This window comes from Empedobacter sp. GD03865, from assembly GCF_029840775.1.
Classification (GTDB): domain Bacteria; phylum Bacteroidota; class Bacteroidia; order Flavobacteriales; family Weeksellaceae; genus Empedobacter; species Empedobacter falsenii_B.
Window position 1 is genome coordinate 37,603 of sequence record NZ_JAOCDF010000016.1, and the last position, 23,625, is coordinate 61,227.

A 23,625-nucleotide genomic window follows, 5' to 3' on the forward strand; every position below is an offset into this window, starting at 1 on the left:
AACCTTCAAAAATTTGAAGGTTATTTTTTTTGTACATATTTCTTGATTGCTTGCATCATATTTATCCACGCATTTTCTGAATGCGAGCGCTCAAAATCATCCGCAAAATCTTTTCCTTCAATTGATAGATAAGTAAAATTACCCGAAACTTTCAAGTTAAAAATCACTTCAATCTCATGGTTTGTATTTTGTTTTTTATAATTATATCGCAAACGTTCATTCTCCATAATAGATGTAATCAAAGCTTCATCTACCAACGTTTCATTATTTTTTAGCGTTACAAACTTTATCTTCTCTCCTACTTTCCATTCATTACAAGTCATTTTTATATTTTCAAAACATTCATTAAATGCTTGTTCATCTGTCAAAACTTTCCAAATATTTTCGGCAGTACTATCTATCGAAATATTAAGCAATACATCATCTTTTTCCATTCTTTATTCTTCTATTTTAGTATATTTTTCGAGTTTATTTTTATAATTAATCGAAACTCTAATTGCCAACAAACCGCTTATACCTTGCAAATCATCTATTTCTAAATACTCAATATCCTTTTTCAAAAACTTTTTATCAATTAATAAATTGATATAATTTGTATATTCTTCTTTTAGAATATCTTCGGTATATATAATACAAATTTTATGTGGCAAATTGATTCGTTCATTTGTTCCTTTCACAAAAGCTTTACTCAATCTTTTCTTGATTATTTCATATTTTGCATTGTTATATCCATTAACATCAAAACGTTTCTCATCTAATTTGAACAAAATATCTAAAGTGGTATTCGTTGCAAAAATCAACGAAGCAACCTCAACTTTTAATGGTGTTTTTTTCTGAATTTCTTTGTAAGATTGTTCCAAGGCTATCATCGCTTGTAGTTGCCAATATCTAATTTCTCGAATATTTTGATAGGAGAATTTTTTGAACGGCGCAATACTTCGCCCAACATACAAATTGTAATCAATTCCATCTGTCTTGAAACGTTCGTAATAATGCGGAAATACATCTTGAGCATCTTTCTGAAAAGTGTCTAATTTGTTCGACAAAAGTGAATTTGTCATTACAATTGTTTGGTCAAATTTTTTGCGTTCTACGTAAAATAATCCCGTTGTAGAATCTAACTTTTTTAGATATTCTTCGATAATTGATTTCTCATTGTCCTTTACATATTTGGGAATTTCAGGATGAATATGCAACGTAATGTAATCAAATAATTCGCTTTCGAAATAGATTTTAACTACATTATCTATTCGTTGCAAAAAATCAGTCAAATCGTCAATATAAACCAAAAATTTATTCTTTTTTGTACGATTATATAACTCGTTACAAATCAAAATCAAGTAATTAATCTGATTAGTATAATCCATTTTTAAACATTGATTTCGAATAACTGAAGAATTTCTCACATCCAATTCACCATAAATTGGATATACATTTTGAAAAGAAATCTGCGATTTTTGTTTTGTGTTTCCCGGATGCAATATATGTTCACGAGCTTTTTCTCTAAATTTCCAATCTACACTTGGATGCAACGACGTATATTCGGTTTGTATATAAGCATTGATTTGATTCTCAAATTCTACCGTATAGCGATAAATAGATTCTTCTAAAAGAGGCGTGATTTCGCGTAAAAGGTTTGCATTAATTCGATTGAAAACACCAGATTCTTTCGAACCTATTTCTAAAATACCTAAATGAGATTTTCCGTTTTTCAATGGGTAAAGAATCAAACTTTTCAAACCAGATTCATTTGCCATTCTCAACATTTTATCTTGCGGAAACTTCTCCAAAGCAGCGTCAATATTAGAAACAACATAATAATCTGATTTCGATATTTTGTTCTCTAAATCAGCACAAAAAATTTCATTCAGTTTTATTTTTTTATGATTATCAATCAATAAACTATCATTCAATTGTAATAAATGACTAATTTCCAATTGATTTTTATCCGAATTATAAGCCGAAAAACCGACTTCTAAATTATTGATTCTAAAAATAGATTTTAATGCAGAAATAATATCATTTCGAACAATATTAAAAGGTTCTCCATAAGATAATAATTTAGATTTTAAGTTAGAAAGTGCAATTTCAGTCGTATTATCAAAAAATGAAACAAGATTAAACCCTTTTGCAATCCAAGATCCAATTGGAATTTTTCTCATCCACAAAGCTGTATCTTCATAATTATTCAACAACTCTTCAATTTCATCTTCAGTCAATTTAAATTTATCTTCAGATGGATAAATACGAAAATAATCATGGTTTATATCAGTACCAAGATAAGTTCTGTAGCCATTTTGATTGTCTATCACCAACTGATTTGATAAATTAAAATCTAAATTTTTATGATAATATTTTGATAAGATGAAGCAACAACAAAACTTATATAATGTATCATAATCTAAATCTTCAAAATTGAATTTTAGTCGTGATTCATTATTATCAATCAACTCTCTAAGTCGATCCGTTGCAAAAATAAATTTATCTGAAAAGGGAAAAGTTATCGCTTTTAAATTATATTTTACAAATGGATTTGGAATAATTTTCTCAATAATTGGCTCAACATCTTTGATAATTTTCTGAAAATCTTCAAATGTTTCAACACCATCAATCAACTCTGGTCGAGTAGCTTTCAGATATTCTAAAAAAGCTTTAAACTCTCCAAAGTTGTATTCAGATCGTTCTAATTCTTCAATCAGCGATTGGAACGAGTAAATAATTTTGATGGGTAATTTATCGATAAAATTTTCTTTCATATATGATTTAAAAATAACAAAAGACTACTAATAAAGCAGTCTTCAAGTTATTATTTTTTTTAGTCATTATCTTGTAAATACCAAAGTTTCTTCGGTAGAAAGGTTCTCATCAAAACGATAACCATCCACGTCAAATGCTTTCACTTGATCCAAAGTTTCAACTTTATTTTCTGCACAATAACGCGCCATTGCACCACGAGCATGTTTAAAATACATCATGATTTTTTTCAATTCACCGTTTTTGTAATCTTGAAACTCTACATCAATCATCGGAACTTTTAACGATTTTTTATCCAAAACTTTAGCATATTCATTACTTGCTAAATTTAAGATAAATTCTCCTTTTTTTAGTTTCGAATTTAGAAAAGGTGTCAAAATTTCTTTCCAAAAACCATACAAATTTTTCGAACCATGAACATCTAATTTCGAACCCATTTCCAAGCGATACAACATTACTTTATCCGAAGGACGCAACATTCCATAAAGCCCAGATAACAAAAATGCATGTTTATTGAAATAATCAAGTGCTTCGTCGTTTAACGTTTCAGCATTCAAACCTCTATACACTTCACCTTTGAAAGCTAAAGCTGCCGGAATAGCTTGTTTCGCAGTAGGTTTAACATTCCAAACCTGATTACGCTCCACATTCATTTCTGCAATATCTTTCGAAATTTTCATTAATTTTTCAAGATCAGTTGTACTCATCTCTTTCATAACATCCATAATTTTTTGCGAATGTTCTAAAAATTGAGGTGTTGTTGCTCTCCATTTAGCATTCGTTTCCAAATTCATCATCTTCGCTGGAGAAAGTAATATTTTCATGTATCAAAAAATCTTAATTAATAAAAAAAGTATTCTGTTAGAATAAAATCTAATTCAACTCTTCTTTAACAAAGATAAGAATTGTTTGCTTTAGAAAAAGTGTAATTATATTGATTAAAAATATTCACAGATTATAAATAACTATTAATTAATTAATATCAAAAAGGATTTAATTAAATTTTCGGTTTTCTTCGTCAATCATTTTTTCGAAATCTGACTGACTTATCTGTTTTCCTTTGGTTGGTTTATTTATTGTTCTCTATACTATAAACTTAATCTTTATCTACTCCTTGATTTTCATTCGAACTTTGTTTATCATAATCAGCTTTCAGTTTTTCAAATTCGGCTTTAGAAATTTCCTTCGCCTTGAATAATTTCTTAAATTCTAAATGATCTTTTGTTGTGACCGAAGTTGCTTTTAGATAATATGTTGGATCAATTTTTCCATTCTGATAACCTTCAACTTTCAAAACTAAACCTGGAAGATTAATGAATTCTTTTGGACCAAAACGTTTGGGTAAACTTGGTGCGTACCAAATAATTGATTTATTATTGTCATCATATTTTACAACTGCTTGTTTAACATCAAAACCCAAATAAGTAGATTTTTCTTGCGTTAATTCGTATTTGTAATGAGTAGAAATGGTATCTGTAACAAGGTACTTCTTGTGTTCTATCAACCATTCTTGTTTCATTTTATTTTGGTTAAAATCTAATGAAACATTATATCCAATTACACCTAAAATAATTACCGATTCTAATCCTTGCTCATTATTCACTCTTTCTATCTGCGTAAAAACACTTTCACCTTTATTTATTTGTAACAAATAATTCTTAGGAACAGCAAACGCCTTTACAACTTCAGATGAAAGGCTTTCTTCCTTCCCATCTTTTCCTATAATTCTAGGAATAGAAACTTCCTCGTATTCAATCTCTAGAGCTTCTTGCGCTTGAACTAAACTACAAAAAAAACTAATGAAAATTACTAAATATTTCATTCAAAATTATTTTTTGTCTACTCCTATCGAAAAAGATTCTCTCATTTTTTGACGAGATTCATCTTGCAATTTTTTAAATTCTTCTTGTGTTATTTCTTCACCTTTTAAAGGTTTAGTTTTAGACATTTTCTTAGGGTTTAAGGTAATTTTATCCGCTTCATAAGTCATAATCGAACCAAATTTACCGCCCGTTTCGCTCACCGTTTTCAGAATCAAACCTGGCAATCCATTCACTTGATTTGGTCCTGCATCAACCTTAATATCTGGCGCAAACCAAGCTGCTATTTGCTTACCTTTATCATTACCAATAGCTTTTTTTACTTTGTGACCCAAAATCGTATCTTCAATATCTGTAATTTTCCATTCATAATCTTTATATGGCGTAACCACATTAAAACTTTGTTTATCTAAAACGACTTCTTGACGAAACTCTTTTTTACTTGTTTCATTAATCAGATCTTTATATTCTCCTCCAATATTAATTGAAAAAGCCCCCATAGAGCTACCATTTTGGTCATTATTAATGGTTTCCATTTTTTTGTAAACGGACTGATGATCACTATATTCTAATTGATAATAAATATTTGGAGACCCTCCAATTTTTATTGTACCTCCTCCTTTTTGTGCTTGCTCTCTTTCAAACTCCTTTATTTTTTCTTCATCATGCTTTATATCGTATTTATAATCGACAATAAGCTTTTCTTGCCCAAAACCAAAATTCGAAAAAAGTAAAAATCCAGCTAGTAATAATTGTTTCATTATGTTGTAGTTTATAATTAATACTCTAAAATAATTTTTATTTTTTAATTCTACAATAATAGAATACATAATTAACACAACATTGTGAAAAGAAAAAAATCCAACATAAGTTGGATTTTTTCTATATATATTAAAATAAGTTTCTAAATTATCTCAAAGTGTTTCAGCGCATTCCATATTCCATTATCATCCGCAGAAGTAGTAACATAATCTGCAAATTCTCTTACATTATCTTTTGCATCGCCCATTGCTACACCAATTTTACAACCTTTCAACATACTAATATCGTTACCACCATCACCAAAAGCCATTGTTTTAGATAAATCTAAATTATCGCGCTCAGCCATTCGTTCTATTCCGCGCATTTTACTTATATCTTTCGGATTTATATCGGCGAAATATTCTATCCAACGTGTTCCAACACTATTTGTCAACACATTTTTCATCAAATAATCTTCCTGTTCTTCGTTCACAAAAAAGTTCATTTGCATGATATTATCTTTCGGTAAAGTTCGAGGATCAACCACTTCTGGAACTTCCATTCCAAAATAAGCAAACGATTTTTCTACATTTTCATTCACACGATTAATACTAAACGCTTCTTTCGTCATATACGAAAATGAAAAAGGATTTTCATCATCATATTGCAACAAAGCCTCTATATCATTTGGATTAATGTAATCTACAAAAAATGATTGACGATTTTCGTCCGAGCACATTCCTCCATTATTATTGATATAACCATTAAAACCGTAATCAAAAATATGTTCAGGCATATCCACCATATTTCGTCCAGTTGCGATGTATATTTTTTTGTTTTTTTGTTTCAATAATTTCAACGCTTCGATTGTCGAATCACTGATTTCATGGTTTTCAAAACCTTGTAATGTTCCGTCAAAATCGAAGAAAAAAGAATCTATCATACTTTAGTTTTATCTTTTACAAAATTAAAAAAGCAACCTTTGTTTGGTTGCTTTTGCAGTTTATTTTAATGCTAATTTAATAATTTCTATTGCTTTATTGGTATCTTCTTCGGAAATATTGAGATGAGGACGCATTCGCACCGAGTTTTCACCACAAGGAAGAATAATCATATGATTTTCGAAACATGTTTTGATGAATTCTGAACGATCCAAATCTGATGAAAAATCAAACGCGATGAACAATCCTAATCCACGAACCGAATGAATTTTCTTCGTTTCTTTTGCGATTTCATTCAATTTTGATAAAATATATTTTCCTTTCTCTTCCGCATTTTCTACTAATTTTTCTTGTTCAATCACTTCTAAAATTAATTTGAAACGCAACATATCGATATAATTTCCACCAAAAGTCGAATTAATACGGCTTGATTCCTTGAAAACATTATTCGGAATTTGATCTAACTTTTCTTTATTCGCTAAAATTCCACAAACTTGTGTTTTCTTTCCAAACGAAATTACATCTGGAATCACATCATAATGCTGAAAAGCCCACATTTTACCAGTCATTCCCATTCCTGTTTGTACCTCATCAAAGATCAATAAAATCTCTTCTCTATCACAAATTTCTCTCAATTTCTGAAAAAATTCTTTTCGAAAATAATTATCTCCTCCTTCACCTTGAATCGGCTCAATAATAATACAAGCAACTTTATTTTTACGCGTTTGTAAAGCATTTTCTATTTGTTCAATCGCACGTTTTTCAGCCTCAACAACCTTGCATAAATTATCTTCTGTAACAGGATAAATTCGTTTTGGATTTTCAATTCTTGGCCAATCAAACTTTGGAAAATATTCATATTTTCGAGGATCTTTCGTATTCGTCAACGATAATGTATAACCAGAGCGCCCATGAAAAGCTTGCTTAAAATGAATAACATCACTTGCTTCTTTCTCAATTCCTTTCGAAAAATTTAATCTTGTTTTCCAATCAAAAGCCGTTTTTAGTGCATTTTCTACTGCCAATGTTCCTCCAGAAATAAAGAATAAATATTGCAATTCTTTCGGCATCGCAACACGCTCAAATGTATCAATTAAATCGGCATAATCTTTTGTATAAATGTCTGACATCGCAGGTTTATTGACAGCATTTCGACCTAAAAAATCAATTTTCGCCATCAAATGTGGATGATTATAACCAATCGCCGTCGAAGCAAACATTGAAAATAAATCCAAATATTCAATGCCATTTTCGTCTACAACATAGGATCCATGCGACTTATCCATATCCATTACAATCGGATATCCATCTGCCAATATATGTTTTGCTAATCTTTCGTGTACTGTACTCATCTCTGTAAATTTTTAAAAATCAAACTTAATTCCTTGCGCCAATGGCACTTCTGTCGAATAATTAATTGTATTCGTTTGTCGTCGCATATACGCTTTCCAAGCATCCGAACCAGACTCACGCCCACCTCCAGTTTCCTTTTCTCCACCGAAAGCGCCGCCAATTTCAGCTCCAGAAGTTCCGATATTTACATTTGCAATTCCACAATCAGAGCCTTGCTGACTCAAGAATAATTCAGCTTCACGAAGATTATTTGTCATAATAGAAGACGATAAACCTTGTGCCACATTATTCTGAATTTCAATTGCATTTAACACATCTCCAAAATATTTGATTAAATATAAAATTGGAGCAAAAGTTTCATGTTGAACAATATCAAAATGATTCTCAACCTCAGCAATAACAGGCTTTACATAGCAACCGCTTTCAAAACCATTTCCTTCTAAAATTCCTCCTTCAACGATAATCTTTCCTCCTTCTTCATTAATTTTTTCTAATGCTTTTGAATACATTTCAACCGCATGTTTATCAATCAACGGTCCAACATGATTTGCTATATCCAACGGATTACCTATTTTTATCTGTTTGTAAGCATTTACTAACGATTCTTTTACTTTATCATAAATCGATTCATGAACAATCAAACGCCTTGTTGTTGTACAACGCTGTCCAGCCGTACCAACTGCACCAAAAACAGCCGAAGTCAACATAATTTTTAGATCAGCATCTGGTGTAACAATAATCGCATTATTTCCACCTAATTCTAAAATTGTTTTACCCAAACGAGCTGCAACAACTTTATTCACTTCAATTCCCATTCGCGTAGAACCTGTTGCAGAAACCAAAGCCACACGGGAATCTTGTGCAATCAATTCTCCAATTGTTTTATCGCCCATCACCAAAGAAGAAACTCCTTCTGAAATATTATTTGCTTTTAAAACTTCTGCTAAAATATGCTGACATGCAACTGCACATAAAGGCGTTTTTTCACTTGGTTTCCAAACAACAACATCACCGCAAACCATCGCTAAACACGTATTCCAAGACCAAACAGCAACTGGAAAGTTGAAGGCAGAAATAACGCCGACAACTCCAAGCGGATGATATTGATCGTACATGCGATGCAAAGGTCTTTCCGAATGAATTGTCGAACCATATAATTGACGCGATAATCCAACTGCAAAATCACAGATGTCAATCATTTCTTGCACTTCACCCAAACCTTCTTGATAGGATTTTCCCATTTCGTACGAAACCAATTTTCCCAAGGAAGCTTTTTTCTCACGAAGTTTATCTCCAAATTGACGCACAATTTCTCCACGTTTCGGAGCAGGAACCATTCGCCATTCTTTGAAAGCAACTTGTGCCTCTTTTATCACTTCTTCATAATCATCTTTTGTTGATGATTTTACTTTTCCAATCAATTTTCCATCTACTGGCGAGTAAGAAGAAAGCTCTTCACCTTTTCCAAACCAAGTATTTCCTGTTGATGTTCCAAGATTTTCGGAAGAAATACCTAATTCTTTTAATTCGTTTTCTATCATTTTTTTGTGTTATTTTGTGTTTTTAACTTTTACCTAAATTAGTCAAAAGTTTCATAAATTAAAATTTTTAATAAATATTATTCAGAATAATTTTTAATTTAATGAATAATCGTTAGATTTAATAAAATAAAACCGCATAAAATGAATTCAACTACAGATTATTTTAAGATTGATGATTTATTAACCGAAGAACATAAATTAATTCGTCAATCTGTTCGAGATTTTGTGGATAACGAAATAAAACCTGTGATAGATGATGCCGCGCAACATCATAAAGATATTCCAGATTTAATGAAAAAATTAGGTGCAATTGGTGCTTTAGGACCTTATATTCCTGAAGAATATGGAGGTGCAGGCTTGGATCAAATGTCGTACGGATTAATCATGCAAGAATTAGAACGCGGCGATTCGGCTGTTCGTTCTGCTGCATCAGTACAATCTTCGTTAGTGATGTATCCAATTTTTTCTTTTGGATCAGAAGAACAAAAACGCAAATATTTACCAAAATTAGCTTCAGGAGAATTCGTTGGAAGTTTTGGATTAACTGAACCAAATCATGGTTCAAATCCAGGCGGAATGGAAACTCGTTTAACAAAAAATGGTGATCATTATATCTTAAATGGAGCAAAAATGTGGATTACAAATTCACCAATTTGTGATATTGCAGTTGTTTGGGCAAGAGATGAAGAAGGAAAAATTCGTGGTGTAATTGTAGAACGCGGTATGCAAGGTTTTACAACACCAGAAACTTTGAATAAATGGTCATTAAGAGCTTCAAAAACAGGTGAATTAGTTTTCGAAAATGTGAAGATTGAAGAATCTCAAATTTTACCAGAAGTGAGTAGTTTACGCGGACCATTATCTTGTTTAAATTCTGCTAGATACGGAATTTCTTGGGGTGTAATTGGTGCTGCAATTGATTGTTACGAATCAGCTTTAAAATATTCATTAGAACGAACACAATTTGGAAAACCGATTGCTTCTTATCAATTACAGCAGAAAAAATTAGCTGAATTTATTACAGAAATAACGAAAGCTCAGTTGTTATGTTGGCGATTAGGAACACTGAAAAACGAAAATAAAGCAACGCCTGAACAAATATCAATGGCAAAACGAAATAATGTAAAAATGGCTATCGATATTGCGAGAGAGTCACGACAAATCATTGGTGCAATGGGAATTGTAGGCGATTTCCCTATGATGCGACATGCTGCAAATCTTGAGTCTGTAATCACTTACGAAGGAACACATGATGTCCATTTACTAATAACTGGCGCAGATGTGACAGGAATTAATGCTTTTGTGTAAGATATTTTTCCATACAATCAGATAATTTTATAGGTTTACAATTCGTTTGTAAACCTTTTTTATTTTATCACACATGAAATTGAAATCAATTCTACTTATTATTTTTTGTATTCAGGCTATTATTCTTGATGCGCAGGAAACCTACAAAATTACGTATGAACGCTTTTCGAATGGAAAAAAAGTCGAAGAAAATAACCCCATACAAGTTATTGCTAATACAAAAGAAACAGTTATTGGAAAGCAACAAAGTTTTAGTTATTCATCAAATTATCCTGATGAAATGTTTTATTATACCAAAACAAATCCATCAATTATTTCCTTGATTACACAATTTGATCCGACTAATTCTATCATTACAAATGATTCGGTTGCGTTTAATAAATCTGTTTTCACAATTTCTAAAGAAACGAAACGAATTTTAGGTTTACGTTGTAAAAAGGCGACGACAAATATCAATTCGAATACAATAGACGTTTGGTTTGTTGACAATATGGATTTGAATGCCTCACCAACAATGGTTGGAATGAATTTGGGGTTTGTTTTAGAACTTACTCGAAATAATAATTCAACCATTCGAGCTTCAAAAATAGAACGTGAAAAAGATTTGATTCCAAGTCAATTTATTCAAAAAGAATTGCATCAAAATCGAGTTGATTTATTGACATATAAAGATATTATTTGGAAAAGTAAATTTGTCGATATTCCGCTTTTATCACATCAACAAGTTAATTTTAGTAAAGATTTTTCGTCAAATGATTCAATTTATCGCTTTGCAAATGGAACTGTTGTAATTCGAAAAATTAAAATTCCTCAAATTAAAGTAGGAAGCCAAGTTTTCTTAAATGTTTCGCAACAATCAAATGGTGATGCTTACGATAGAACAGGTTCTGTATTTTTGATTCCACGTGATTCTAAAATTACATTTATGGATGGTTTACAAAAAGGAATCAATCAATTACCAATTTATACATCAGCAAATAATAAAAAATATCAAGGTTATTTTTTAACTGAAAATTATTCACCAACGATAGAATTAATGCGATTTTTCACACCTTTTGGAATCAAAAAATTCAATCATATTCAATTAAAAAATCAAACTTGGGAAACCGAAGCAAAATATCGTCAAGAAATCACAGAATTCCAAGGTTTATTATCTAATCAAGAGGTTTTAATCGGTTTCTTTATTGGAAATTATGATCAAGGCGGACATATTATTTCTGCCAATATTTCTGTTCATCCATCAGGTTCTACAACAATGCCAATTAAAAAGGCTTTACCAATTTTCAACACTGCAAATGTGATGGAAATGGCTGGACAAGAATACCCTACTTTATTCGAAAATCCGAATGGTTTTACGGTAGAATTCACGCTGAAAGAAGATTACAACAATGCTAAATTAAGATTTACAACAACTGGACATGGCGGTTGGGAAAATGGAGATGAGTTTGTTCCAAAAGAAAATAGTATTTTTCTTGATGGACAAAAAGTATTTAATATAGTTCCTTGGAGACAAGATTGTGGTTCGTATCGCGCTTATAATCCTGCTTCTGGTAATTTTGATAATGGTTTATCATCATCAGATTATAGCCGTTCTAATTGGTGTCCTGGAACAATCACAAATCCATACTTCATAGATTTAGGCAATTTAAAAGCCGGAAAACATAGTATACAAGTAAAAATACCGCAAGGAAAACCTGAAGGAAATAGTTTCAGTTATTGGAATGTTTCTGGTGTTCTTTTAGGAGAATAGTTTTTTTTAGAGCAAAAAGATTTATTAAACGTCTTTTTGCTCTATTTTTTTATGATTTATCAAAACCGTTAACCAATCTACAATATCTTGATAAACTTGCTCTTTAATAGATTCATTCAATATTTCATGTCTCAAGTTTGGATATAATTTTATTGAAACTTTTTCAAAACCATTTTGCTCTAAATCTTTATACGATTGCAAAACTCCTTTACCAAAATCACCAATTGGATCATCTGCTCCACTCACAAAATAAATAGGTAAAGATTGCGGTATAGCTTTTGTCCAATTCTTTTTTGTTGCTTGTATATTTAAATTAATCAAAGTATAAAAACCATTAACAGTAAAAGGTATTCCACAAAGAGGATCTTTCAGAAAATTTAAACGATTTAACTCATCTAAACTAAGCCAATTAGTTTCATAAAAATTTTCTTCATTTTTAAAATATTTATTATTTGATTTTAAAAAAATAATATTAAGTAATTTACTTCTTTTATGAGGAATCAATTTATTTAGAAGACTTAAAAAACTACTCAATAATTTAATTCCAGGAATTCTACCTCCTGTTCCCATAATTATAGCACCATCAAAATGATTTCCATATTCTTGAAGTAGGCAACGTGTTATAAACGATCCCATTGAATGCCCCAAAATAAAATGTGGTAATAAAGGATATTGATCTTCTAACCATTTTACCATAATTTTAGTATTTTCAATCAGTTTTTCTGTTGGACTATCTAAACTAAAAAAACTATAATCTTCTTCTATTTTCGCTGTTTTTCCATGTCCTAAATGATCATATAACAAAACTAGAATTCCTTTGTCCGTCAAATACTTTGCAAAATTCTCATATCGCCCACTATGTTCTTGCATACCATGGACAATTATCAGTGTTGCTTTAATCTCATCTTCTGGAAGAATTACTCTATAATAAATATTTTCTAGTATTGACATTTTTATTAAGATTTAATTATTAATTTACAGTTTTACTCATTCAAAATCAATATTTTTTATAAATAAACCATTGACTTTTTCAACAAATTTCAAGCTAATAAATAAGATCTAAAATTTCTAATTTTTACAACTAAAAAAACGAGGTAAAATAAAAATTAACCTCGTTTTTTTTATGATGTACGATAATTTTACTTTTTAGTTTTAATTGTATTCTTATAGATCTGTCCATCTTTAATAATCACTAAAAAATTTTTATCAGGATTAGCAATTAATGATAAATCTTTCAACGGATTTCCATCAACCAAAATCAAATCGGCTAAAGCTTGTTCTTCAACAACGCCTAATTTCCCTGGATATGGACTTCTTAAACCAGATAATTGCAACAATTCTCCATTATCTTGCGTAACCATCTTTAAAATTTCGGCATTTGTAAACCATTTTTGAAGACGTAATATGTAACTATTTTGATCATCATTCAACTCAGGTTCAAACAAGAAATCCGTTCCCCATGCAAGCTTCACACCAAGTTTTTTTGCTAAAGGCCAAACTTTATCTTGACCATCCAAAACTGGTTTACGTTTTTCTTTTCGCTGCTCGTCCATGTTTTCATTATTATCCATCAAATTCTGAAGACTCAACCAAACGCCTTTTTTAGCAAGAATTTTCAATGTTTCTTCATCCAACATTTGACCATGCTCAATTGACTTCACTCCTGCTTCCACAGCACGTTGAACAGCTCTCGGCGTATAAGCATGTACCATTACATACGTTCCCCAATCTTCAGCAGCATCAACTGCAGCTTTCATTTCGTCAAAAGTATATTGCGTAACATCAATCGGATCATAAGCAGAAGACGTTCCACCACCTGCCATCAATTTGATTTGACTCGCACCAAAACGTAAATTTTCTCTTGTTGCTGTCAAAACTTCATCTCTTCCATCAGCAATAAAAGTAGCTCCTAATTCCTCAGCACGAGATGCTTTTCCAAAGAATCTACGAGAACGTTCGTCTGGAGTTCTAAAATCTCCGTGACCAGCCGTTTGACTAATCGTTGCTCCTGAAGGCCAAATTCTAGGTCCTACAACTTTACCTTTATCAATGGCTAATTTTAATGGAAAAATTGGTCCACCAGCATCACGAACACTCGTAAAACCACGCATCAACATTTTGTGGGAAGCTTCACCAACCTTATTCATTAACATTTCTTCGGACATATCTGGCGACATCATTTGCGCCATCGTCAATGAACCAAATACCATGTGTACATGAACATCTATTAAACCTGGCATCAACGTTTTTCCTCCTCCCTTAATTTTTACAACATCTTGATTAGGTGAAGAAATTTTTGCAGAACTAATTTTTTCAATTTTTTGCCCAGAAACCAAAACATTCATCGGCGATGTTAATGCTTGAGTTTGATGATCTAAAATTCTAACATTTTCAATTAAAATCTGTTTTGTTTGAGCAAAAGTAAAAGTGGTAGCGAGAAAAAAAAGTGCTATTATCGACTTTATTTTCATAATTTATTGTTTAATTGCCCTAAAGATACGTTGAATGCGTGTAATTTGAGGATAAAGTTTAAATTAAAAATATATTCATTTAAATCATTCAAACAAAAACCCAAATTTACTTTTTATTAAAAGAAAATACTATATTTGTTGACAACCAAAAGGTTTTAACTTAATTTTCCTTGGTGATAAAGATTTTTAACTGTTTTGAATTAAATAGACAAAATCTTGTTTTACGGCTTATCTTCTTCCGACTATAATCGTTTTTTAAGGAATAAAATTTAATAAAAAATTAGCAATCAATACACCTTTTCTACCCAAATAATCGGATAGAATTTTGTAAATTTGTAACCAATACATTAGAAAATTTAATGGAATATAATACACTTCGTTCGCAATTGATTATTCCAGAATATGGTCGTCATATTCAAGAAATGGTAAATCATTGTAAAACAATAACAGACGAAACAGAACGCAACGGATTTGCCGAAATTATAATTGAAGTAATGGGAGAATTAAATCCTCACTTGCGCGATGTACCAGATTTTCAACATAAACTTTGGGATCAACTTTTTATCATGGCAGAATTTGATTTGGATGTAAAATCTCCTTATCCAATTCCGACAAAAAAAGATACGGTAAATAGTAAACCAAATAAAGTAGAATATCCAAAAAGCATCTATAAATACAGATATTACGGAAACAATATTCGTAAAATGATTGATGTTGCTGTAACGTGGGAAGAAGGCGAAAAACGCGAAGGTTTGTACTTTGCGATTGCCAATCACATGAAAAAATGTTATTTACTTTGGAATAAAGATACTGTTGATGATCAAGTTATTTTTAATCATTTGTACGAATTATCTAATGGTAAAATTGATTTGAGAAAAGTTGATGATCATTTGGTTTCTCCTGATCGTTTGAATTCGAATAATAATCATTCAAACAACAATCAAAACAATAGAAGTTACCAAAACAATAATCGTAATCATCAAAATAACAACAATCGAAATAATAACCAAAATTCGAATAATCGTCAAAACAACAATAACCGAAATAATCAAAATAACAACAATCGAAACCAAAACATTCGAAACAATAAAGGTTAAATCAAAACTATTTAATACAAGTAAATGGCTACATTTCAAATAAAGGGAGGGAAACCTTTGAAAGGAGAAATTACTCCGCAAGGTGCTAAAAATGAAGTACTACAAATTTTATGTGCGGTTTTATTAACCAATGAACAAGTTCGTGTTAAAAATATTCCAGACATCCGAGATGTCAATCGTTTGATTGAAATTTTGGGTGATTTAGGCGTAAAAACACAAAAAAATAGAAAGGGAGATTTTACTTTCCAAGCCGACGAATTACGATTAGATTATTTAAAAGGAAAACAATTTCGTAAAGATGGTGCTGCATTACGTGGATCAATCATGTTAATGGGACCACTTTTAGCTCGTTTCGGAGAAGCTTTTATGCCGAAACCTGGAGGAGATAAAATTGGGCGTCGTCGTTTAGATACGCACTTCGAAGGTTTCTTTGCGTTAGGAGCAAAATATCGCTTCAATCCAGACGAAGATTTCTACGGTGTAGAAGTAGACGAAAACGGATTGCAAGGTTCTTATATGTTATTGGAAGAAGCTTCTGTAACAGGAACTGCAAATATTATTATGGCTGCAGTTTTAGCAAAAGGAACAACAACTATTTACAACGCTGCATGTGAGCCTTACATTCAACAATTGTGTAAAATGTTGAACCGAATGGGTGCTAAAATTTCTGGAATATCTTCGAATCTTTTAACGATTGAAGGAGTTGAGAAGTTAGGCGGAACTGAACATACATGTTTACCAGATATGATCGAAATTGGATCATGGATTGGTTTAGCTGCCATGACAAAATCTGAATTAACAATCAAAAATGTTTCGTGGGAAAATTTAGGTGTTATTCCAGATGTGTTCAAAAAATTAGGAATCAAATTAGAGCGTCGTGATGACGACATCTATATTCCAGCACAAGAACATTACGAAATCGAGCGTTTTATTGACGGTTCTATCTTAACAATTTCTGATGCGCCTTGGCCAGGATTTACACCAGATTTATTATCAATTATCTTGGTAATTGCCACTCAAGCAAAAGGAAGCGTTTTGATCCACCAAAAAATGTTCGAGTCTCGTTTATTCTTCGTGGATAAATTAATTGATATGGGAGCGCAAATTATTTTATGTGATCCACATCGCGCAACTGTTATTGGTCTTAATCACGAAACACCTTTAAAAGGAGCTGAATTAACTTCTCCAGATATTCGTGCTGGTATGTCTTTATTGATAGCTGCACTTTCTGCAAAAGGAAAAACTGTTATTCATAATATCGATCAAATTGACCGTGGTTATGAAGATATCGATGTACGTTTACGTGCTATTGGAGCTGATATAATTAGAGCTTAAAAAATAAAAAATGCAATCTATTATTGAGTTTATCACCAATTTTGTTCAACGCCCAGACAAGGTATTAATGGACATTATCAATAATTACGGTTATTGGATATATGTTATTTTATTCCTGATAATTTTCGCTGAAACTGGTTTAATTATCATGTCATTTTTAATGCCTTTTTTACCTGGAGATGCACTAATCTTTTCGATTGGAATGATTGCAGCAAGCGATGACCAAAACCATTTGCATATCGAATATATTATTCCGTTACTGATGGTTGCAGCAATTCTTGGTGATAACGTAAATTATTATGTTGGACGAAAATTTGGCGGTTGGATTTTAGGACGAAAAGACTCATGGTTTCTTAAAAAGAAACATATCGAAAAAGCAACAGAATTTTTTAACGAAAATGGTAAAAAAGCAATTATTATTGCTCGTTTTATGCCTGTTGTTCGTACTATAATTCCATTTATTTGTGGTGTTACAAACCTTAATTATCGCACATTTATTACCTATAGTTTTATAGGTGCGGTGCTTTGGGTTGGCGTTATTTCGCTTTTGGGACACACATTAGGTCAGTTTGACATTGTAAAAAATAATTTAGAGAAATTCATTTTCGGAATTATATTATTGGCGAATATGCCGTTGATTATCCGAATCGTGAAAGCTCAATTCAATAAAAATAAAACAGAAGAATGAGACAATTTGGATTAATCGGAAGAAATATTTCTTATTCATTTTCTAAATCTTATTTTGCTGAAAAATTTAAAAACGAGAACATTGTAGACGCTGTCTACAATGTTTTTGATTTACAGCAAATCGATGAAGTAGAAAAAGTATTCGAAACCGAAGGTTTAGTGGGCTTTAATGTCACAATTCCTTACAAACAAGAAATCATTCCACTTTTGGACGAATTATCGCCAGAAGCCAAAGCAATTGGTGCGGTAAATACCGTTTTAATAAAAGATGGAAAACGAATCGGACATAATACAGATTGTTACGGTTTTCATCATTCGATAGAACCTCTTTTAGAACCTCATCACAAAAAAGCGTTGGTTTTAGGAAATGGAGGCGCTGCAAAAGCGGTTTTTTATATTCTTAATTTATTGAAAATTGACTATAAAATTGTTTCGAGAACAAAAACCGAAAATCATTATTCTTATGATGAATTAAATAAAGAAATCATTCATAATCATCAAATTATTGTAAATTGCTCACCAGTTGGTACTTTTCCAACTATTGAAAATGCCCCGCTTCTACCCTATCAATATATTAACGAAAATCATTTATTGTACGACTTAATTTACAATCCACCGTTAACTAAATTTTTAGAAAATGGTCAACAAAACGGAGCCAAAATTAAAAATGGCCACGAAATGTTAGTTCTACAAGCCGAAAAAGCTTGGAAAATTTGGAATAATCGTACAAAATAGACTTGATATTGTCCTCAAATTTTATTAGATTTGAGAAACAAAACTTATTTTCTTATGAATACTGAAATGGATAACCTGCAAAATGCAGACGGAGAACAATTACCTAAACCTGCAACTACAAACCACTCTAATACGGAATCTTATAAAACGGAAGAGTCAACGAACCAAGAAAAAATAAGCGATATTTCGTTCAAAAATTACGAAACATTTAGTTTTGATGTTTTGATTAACGAAGCAAAAAATCTATTGAGCAAATACGATGTTCAGGAGATTCGCGAACATTTTAATCAAATTCGTGATGCATTCAAAGCTAAATTAGAAGAAGATGAAGCCGTGAAAAAAGAAGCTTTCTTAAGTGAAGGTGGTGATGAATTAGATTTTAAATACGAAACATCTTTTAGAGCAAAATTTAACGCTGTTTACAACGATTTTAAAAATCAATTAGCAGTTTTTCATAAAGAAAATGAAAAAAAGGAATCTGATAATTTAAAGGAACGTTTAGAAATTATTGACGAATTAAAAGCCTTGTATCAAGAACCAAGTGATTCTTCGGCGGCAATGTTCAAGAAATTTCGTGAGTTAAAAACTCGTTGGCACAATGCAGGAAGAATTCCGAGCAAAAATGCTGAAAATGTATTCAAAAATTATTTTTTCCATTTAGATAATTTCTACACGTATTTGGATATGAATAAGGAATTGCAAACATTAGATTATGCACATAATCTTGAAGTTCGTCAATCGATTATCAAACGTGCAGAAGAATTAATTGGAGAGCAAAACGTGCAAAAAGCCTTGAATGAATTGCAATATTTGCATCGTTTATGGAAAGAAGAAGCCGTTCCTGTACAAGAAGATTTGCGTGAACCAACGTGGCAAAAATTTAAAGAATTAACAAATAAAATTCATGACCGTAAAGGTGAATTGAATGAAAAAATAAAACAAGAGCAAAAAGATAATTTAGAGAAGAAGAATCAAATTATTACTCGTATCAAAGAAATTTCTGAGCAAGCAACAACAAAATCGCATGGCGATTGGCAAAAAGCTATTTCTGAAATAAACTCTTTGCGTGAGAACTTTATCACAATTGGACGTGTTCCAAAAGATAAAAATTCTGCAACTTGGGAAGCTTTCAAAGAAGTGACAAGACAATTTAATCACATCAAAAATGATTTCTATAAAAATCTAAAATCAGAGCAACAATTGAATCTTGAAAAGAAATTAGCTTTGTTGGAAATCGCAAAACAACATACAGATAGCACAGATTGGAATGCTTCTGTACAAGTGATTAAAAAAATCCAAAATGATTGGAAAAAAATTGGACATGTTCCGAGAAAAAATTCAGACAAAATCTGGAAAGAATTCAAAGATACATGTAATCAATTCTTTGATCGTTACAAAAAACGTCACGAACAAGCGAATCAAAAATTGGAACTAAATTTCGAAAAGAAACAAGCTTTCTTAAACGATTTCAAAAATCAAACGATTTCTGAAGACAAAGATGAGGCGTTGAAACAATTAGAAGAAATTCAACATAATTGGACAAATTTAGGAAAAGTTCCATCAGAAAAAATTTCAATCAATCAAGAATTTACAGATGTTTACCACAAAAAATTAGATGCTTTAAATCTTTCTAAAAATGAATTGAGCGATTATAAGTTGAAATCATTTGTCAATAAAGTAAAATCTGGAAATAATGGAAATTTATTGGATGATGAGATTAGAAAAACACGTAAAATAATTGAGGATTTAGAAAAAGAGATTAATCAATTGGATAATAATGTACATTTCTTTTCGAATGCAAATGAGAACAATCCTTTTTTAAAAGATGTTTACAAGCAAATTGACGATAAACGTAAAAAATTAATTGAAGCAGAAATCAAACTGAAAACATTATTCAATATTGATTTTAATGCATAATTTTTGGGCATGACACAACAATCTATCGATGAGCAATATATGGCTCGTTGTATACAAATTGCAACAAACGGGTTAGGAACAACATATCCTAATCCGTTTGTTGGTTCTATTATTGTACATAACAACAAAATTATAGGCGAAGGTTTTACGTCAGAATATGGTGGACCACACGCCGAAGTGAACGCAATTAATTCGGTTAAAAATCAAGAATTATTAAAAGAATCTACGTTATATGTTACGTTAGAACCTTGTTCACATCACGGAAAAACGCCTCCTTGTGCGGATTTGATTATAGAAAAAGAAATTCCCAAAGTCGTAATCGGAACTCTAGATCCTTTTGCGAAAGTAAATGGACAAGGTTATTTGCGTTTGCTGAAAAATGGTGTTGATGTAACTTTAGGCGTTTTGGAAAAAGAATGTATCAAACTCAATAAGCGTTTTATAACATTTCATCAGGAAAAACGTCCGTATATTATCTTAAAATGGGCGCAAACTGAAGATGGATATATGGGGCGTGATGATGTACAATTGTGGATTACAAACCAATATACAAAACAGTTAGTGCATAAATGGCGAACAGAAGAACAAGCTATTTTGGTTGGAAAAAACACAGCTTTAATTGATAATCCGCAGCTTAACACGCGATTATGGGAAGGAAATAATCCGTTAAGAATTGCTATTGACAAAAACTTAGCTATTCCGAGAAGTTTCCATTTGTTTGATCAAACGCAACCTACTGTAATTTTCAATTCGATTGAAAATTGTTCTGAAGAAAATTTAGAACTTGTTCAATTAGATTTTACGCAAAAAATATTGCCACAAGTAATGGATTATTTGTACGAAAACAATATTCAATCCTTGATTATTGAAGGTGGAAGTGATACCATACAACATTTTATTGATGCTGATTTGTGGGATGAAGCACGAATTTTGAGTTCGGATACTATTTGGAATGAAGGAATTTTAGCTCCTCGACTGAAAGGAACTCGAACTGAAAAGCATCGCTTTTTGAATGATGAATTAAATATTTTCGAAAATAGAATAGAAATTGAAGAGCCTTAGAAATGAGGTTCTTTTTTTATTACCTTTTATCAATTATTAAATCAGTTTCTAATATCCAAAGAGAGTTTTTGAAAGATTATGATTATTACAGATTTAATTCATCTAAATCTTTATCAAATAACACTAAAACTCTTCCTTCAAATAAATCATTATTTATTTCAATAACTTTTCCACTTTCTCCAATTAAAATCTAATAATGATTTCCATCTTTTAAATCATTTGTATTCTGTTTTCCTAAAAAAGTATTTAAAATTACTTTATCATTCAAATTCATTCATAATTTTTTTCATCACTCATAAATATAAAACCTTTTTTCTTTAAAAGTACTATTTAAACTATCTTTGCGCTACTTTTCAATACAACATGACGGATAATTATCGTACAATCGAGAAAGCGGTGGAAGATGTAATTTTCAAAGAATTGGGTAGTAAGTTTATTAATTTTGCTTATCCAGTTGAAAATGAAGATGACATCAAAATTTATTTGGATCAATTGCGCGAAATTCATCCCGACGCTAATCATCATTGTTACTCTTACGCTCTTGGAATTGATGGTAAAAATCATCGTGCAAATGATGATGGAGAGCCAAGTGGTTCGGCTGGTTTACCAATTTATAATCAAATTTTATCAAGCGAAATCACCAATGTTTTAATTGTTTCTGTACGCTATTTTGGTGGAACAAAACTGGGAATTCCTGGTTTGGTAAAAGCCTATAAATATGCGGCACAAGTTGTGTTGGAAGAAGCAAATATTGTAGAAAAATTTGTTTCAAAACGTGTGAAAATGGTTTTTAACTATGATCAACAAGGAATTGTAGAACGCAATGTTGATCGTATTTCTGGAGAGATTAAAGACAAACATTTTTCGGATAAATGTATGTTTACAATTTCGGTAAGAGAAAGTAAATTGGACGAATTTATTCGCATGTTTGACGAATATTATCAAATGGAAATTAAAATTATTGACTAATGCTAAATAGCTTAACTTCTTTACGTTTTTTCTTTGCTTTTGTCGTTTTCTTAAGCCATTTAACGTTTGTAAAAACCGATTTAGCTTGGTATAATTATCTAAAAAATAACGTCTTTTTCGAAGGTTATCTTGGTGTTGGTTTTTTCTTTATTTTGAGCGGATTTGTTTTGGCGCTTAATTACGAAAAGAAAGTCATCGACAATCCAAATTTTGATAAAAAGAAGTTTTATATCGCGCGAATCGCTCGTATTTATCCGCTTCATGTCCTAACCTTTTGTGTCATGTTACCGTTTGTTATCATCAATGTTTGGCAAGGTTATTTTCATTGGGATATTGCAGGTGTAAACTTATTTTTATTACAATCTTATATTCCAGTAAAAGACTTTTATTTCTCTATTAATAACGTTTCATGGAGTATTTCGACCGAATTATTTTTCTATTTGATGTTTCCTTTTTATGTAATCTGGTTGCATAAATTCCCGAAACTGAAATATATTTTATTACTAATTATTCCGATTATTATTTTTGCAGAACCTTATTTCAGAACAAATATGAAATTGGAAAAAGCGATTTTTTACATCAATCCAATTGTTCGCAGTTTCGATTTTATTTTAGGAATTATTACCTGTCAAATCTATAAAAAGATAAAAGATACGCCTATCAATTTTTCGAGAGGAACTTTAATAGAAATCGCTGCAATTACTGTTTTGGCAATCTTTTTCTACTTCCACAATGATGTTGCGAGAGCTTTTCGTTATGGAATTTATTATTGGATTCCGATGGTTGGAATTGTCCTAATTTTTGCGTTACAAAAAGGTTTCTTTTCGAGAATTCTTCAACATAAAACATTGGTTTATTTAGGTGAAATTAGTTTTGCGTTTTACATGATTCACATGATTGTGATAAAATATGGAAATCAATATTTACCGAGAATCAATGATTTTCATAAAATTGGAATTTATTTCGTAATTGCATTAATTCTAAGTGCATTAACGTTTGAATATTTTGAGAAACCCGTTGCGAAGTGGATCAAAGATAAAGTGAAGTAGTAGCGAGTATTTCTAAAAAATTAATTCAAATAGTTGATTATAACTGAGATTGTGACAATAATAATTGAAACAACAATCAAAATATCTAAGTAATT

At 31.0% G+C, this 23,625-nt stretch carries 20 protein-coding genes; 10 read left to right on the forward strand and 10 right to left on the reverse strand.

Features of this window, described 5'->3' with window-relative positions; all coding sequences use genetic code 11:
• Window positions 1-20: 20 nt before the first annotated feature.
• The 8 genes from N5D46_RS07705 to N5D46_RS07740 all read right to left on the reverse strand — a co-directional run bounded on the left by N5D46_RS07705 (window position 21) and on the right by N5D46_RS07740 (window position 9,150).
• Complete coding sequence (locus N5D46_RS07705; protein ID WP_280049656.1) at window positions 21-434, reverse strand: SRPBCC domain-containing protein; 414 nt, start codon at window positions 432-434, stop codon at window positions 21-23.
• A 3-nt stretch (window positions 435-437) separates the two neighbouring features.
• Window positions 438-2,756 carry a hypothetical protein gene (locus N5D46_RS07710; RefSeq protein WP_280049657.1) on the reverse strand — a complete coding sequence of 773 codons (2,319 nt, stop codon included), beginning with the start codon at window positions 2,754-2,756 and terminating at the stop codon, window positions 438-440.
• A gap of 66 nt (window positions 2,757-2,822) precedes the next feature.
• On the reverse strand, window positions 2,823-3,578 hold the full coding sequence (gene yaaA / locus N5D46_RS07715; protein WP_038336050.1) for a peroxide stress protein YaaA: 756 nt from the start codon (window positions 3,576-3,578) through the stop codon (window positions 2,823-2,825).
• 272 nt (window positions 3,579-3,850) lie between these two features.
• Window positions 3,851-4,576: a GLPGLI family protein gene (locus N5D46_RS07720; RefSeq protein WP_280049659.1), complete on the reverse strand. Its 726-nt coding sequence runs from the start codon at window positions 4,574-4,576 to the stop codon at window positions 3,851-3,853.
• A gap of 6 nt (window positions 4,577-4,582) precedes the next feature.
• Window positions 4,583-5,335, reverse strand: coding sequence for a GLPGLI family protein (locus N5D46_RS07725; RefSeq protein WP_280049661.1), 753 nt, complete (start codon window positions 5,333-5,335; stop codon window positions 4,583-4,585).
• A 143-nt stretch (window positions 5,336-5,478) separates the two neighbouring features.
• On the reverse strand, window positions 5,479-6,258 hold the full coding sequence (locus tag N5D46_RS07730; protein ID WP_280049663.1) for an HAD family hydrolase: 780 nt from the start codon (window positions 6,256-6,258) through the stop codon (window positions 5,479-5,481).
• Between the two features lie 60 nt (window positions 6,259-6,318).
• Window positions 6,319-7,608: an L-lysine 6-transaminase gene (lat, locus tag N5D46_RS07735; RefSeq protein ID WP_280049664.1), complete on the reverse strand. Its 1,290-nt coding sequence runs from the start codon at window positions 7,606-7,608 to the stop codon at window positions 6,319-6,321.
• A gap of 12 nt (window positions 7,609-7,620) precedes the next feature.
• Window positions 7,621-9,150 carry an aldehyde dehydrogenase family protein gene (locus tag N5D46_RS07740; protein WP_115000947.1) on the reverse strand — a complete coding sequence of 510 codons (1,530 nt, stop codon included), beginning with the start codon at window positions 9,148-9,150 and terminating at the stop codon, window positions 7,621-7,623.
• Window positions 9,151-9,291: 141 nt separating this feature from the next.
• Between N5D46_RS07740 and N5D46_RS07745 the strand changes: the two genes are divergently transcribed.
• Both N5D46_RS07745 and N5D46_RS07750 read left to right on the forward strand, forming a co-directional pair.
• Window positions 9,292-10,458 carry an acyl-CoA dehydrogenase family protein gene (locus N5D46_RS07745; RefSeq protein WP_115000948.1) on the forward strand — a complete coding sequence of 389 codons (1,167 nt, stop codon included), beginning with the start codon at window positions 9,292-9,294 and terminating at the stop codon, window positions 10,456-10,458.
• A gap of 73 nt (window positions 10,459-10,531) precedes the next feature.
• On the forward strand, window positions 10,532-12,208 hold the full coding sequence (locus N5D46_RS07750; protein ID WP_219034907.1) for a PNGase F N-terminal domain-containing protein: 1,677 nt from the start codon (window positions 10,532-10,534) through the stop codon (window positions 12,206-12,208).
• Between the two features lie 24 nt (window positions 12,209-12,232).
• Here N5D46_RS07750 and N5D46_RS07755 read toward each other — a convergent pair whose 3' ends face one another.
• Together N5D46_RS07755 and N5D46_RS07760 are read right to left on the reverse strand one after the other, a co-directional pair.
• A complete protein-coding gene (locus tag N5D46_RS07755; protein ID WP_219034906.1) occupies window positions 12,233-13,159 on the reverse strand; it encodes an alpha/beta hydrolase in 927 nt (308 codons plus the stop codon).
• A 188-nt stretch (window positions 13,160-13,347) separates the two neighbouring features.
• On the reverse strand, window positions 13,348-14,679 hold the full coding sequence (locus N5D46_RS07760) for an amidohydrolase family protein (protein WP_280049665.1): 1,332 nt from the start codon (window positions 14,677-14,679) through the stop codon (window positions 13,348-13,350).
• 359 nt (window positions 14,680-15,038) lie between these two features.
• On the opposite strand from N5D46_RS07760, the gene N5D46_RS07765 reads away from it, so the two are divergent.
• From N5D46_RS07765 to N5D46_RS07800, 8 genes are all read left to right on the forward strand, one after another.
• Window positions 15,039-15,776: a DUF4290 domain-containing protein gene (locus tag N5D46_RS07765; protein WP_280049666.1), complete on the forward strand. Its 738-nt coding sequence runs from the start codon at window positions 15,039-15,041 to the stop codon at window positions 15,774-15,776.
• Between the two features lie 24 nt (window positions 15,777-15,800).
• Entirely contained in the window at window positions 15,801-17,111 is a 1,311-nt protein-coding gene (gene murA / locus N5D46_RS07770) for a UDP-N-acetylglucosamine 1-carboxyvinyltransferase (protein WP_280049668.1), read from the forward strand.
• Window positions 17,112-17,121: 10 nt separating this feature from the next.
• A complete protein-coding gene (locus N5D46_RS07775) occupies window positions 17,122-17,799 on the forward strand; it encodes a VTT domain-containing protein (protein WP_038336669.1) in 678 nt (225 codons plus the stop codon).
• Window positions 17,796-18,533, forward strand: coding sequence for a shikimate dehydrogenase (gene aroE / locus N5D46_RS07780; RefSeq protein WP_280049670.1), 738 nt, complete (start codon window positions 17,796-17,798; stop codon window positions 18,531-18,533). The genes N5D46_RS07775 and aroE overlap by 4 nt, the downstream gene beginning before the upstream one ends.
• 54 nt (window positions 18,534-18,587) lie before the next feature.
• Window positions 18,588-20,450, forward strand: a complete 1,863-nt coding sequence (locus tag N5D46_RS07785; protein WP_280049671.1) for a DUF349 domain-containing protein — start codon at window positions 18,588-18,590, stop codon at window positions 20,448-20,450.
• Between the two features lie 9 nt (window positions 20,451-20,459).
• Entirely contained in the window at window positions 20,460-21,512 is a 1,053-nt protein-coding gene (ribD, locus tag N5D46_RS07790) for a bifunctional diaminohydroxyphosphoribosylaminopyrimidine deaminase/5-amino-6-(5-phosphoribosylamino)uracil reductase RibD (RefSeq protein WP_038336675.1), read from the forward strand.
• A 363-nt stretch (window positions 21,513-21,875) separates the two neighbouring features.
• Window positions 21,876-22,481 carry an IMPACT family protein gene (locus N5D46_RS07795; protein WP_280049672.1) on the forward strand — a complete coding sequence of 202 codons (606 nt, stop codon included), beginning with the start codon at window positions 21,876-21,878 and terminating at the stop codon, window positions 22,479-22,481.
• A complete protein-coding gene (locus tag N5D46_RS07800) occupies window positions 22,481-23,530 on the forward strand; it encodes an acyltransferase (protein WP_125349816.1) in 1,050 nt (349 codons plus the stop codon). Before N5D46_RS07795 ends, N5D46_RS07800 begins: the two co-directional genes overlap by 1 nt.
• Window positions 23,531-23,625 lie beyond the last annotated feature (95 nt).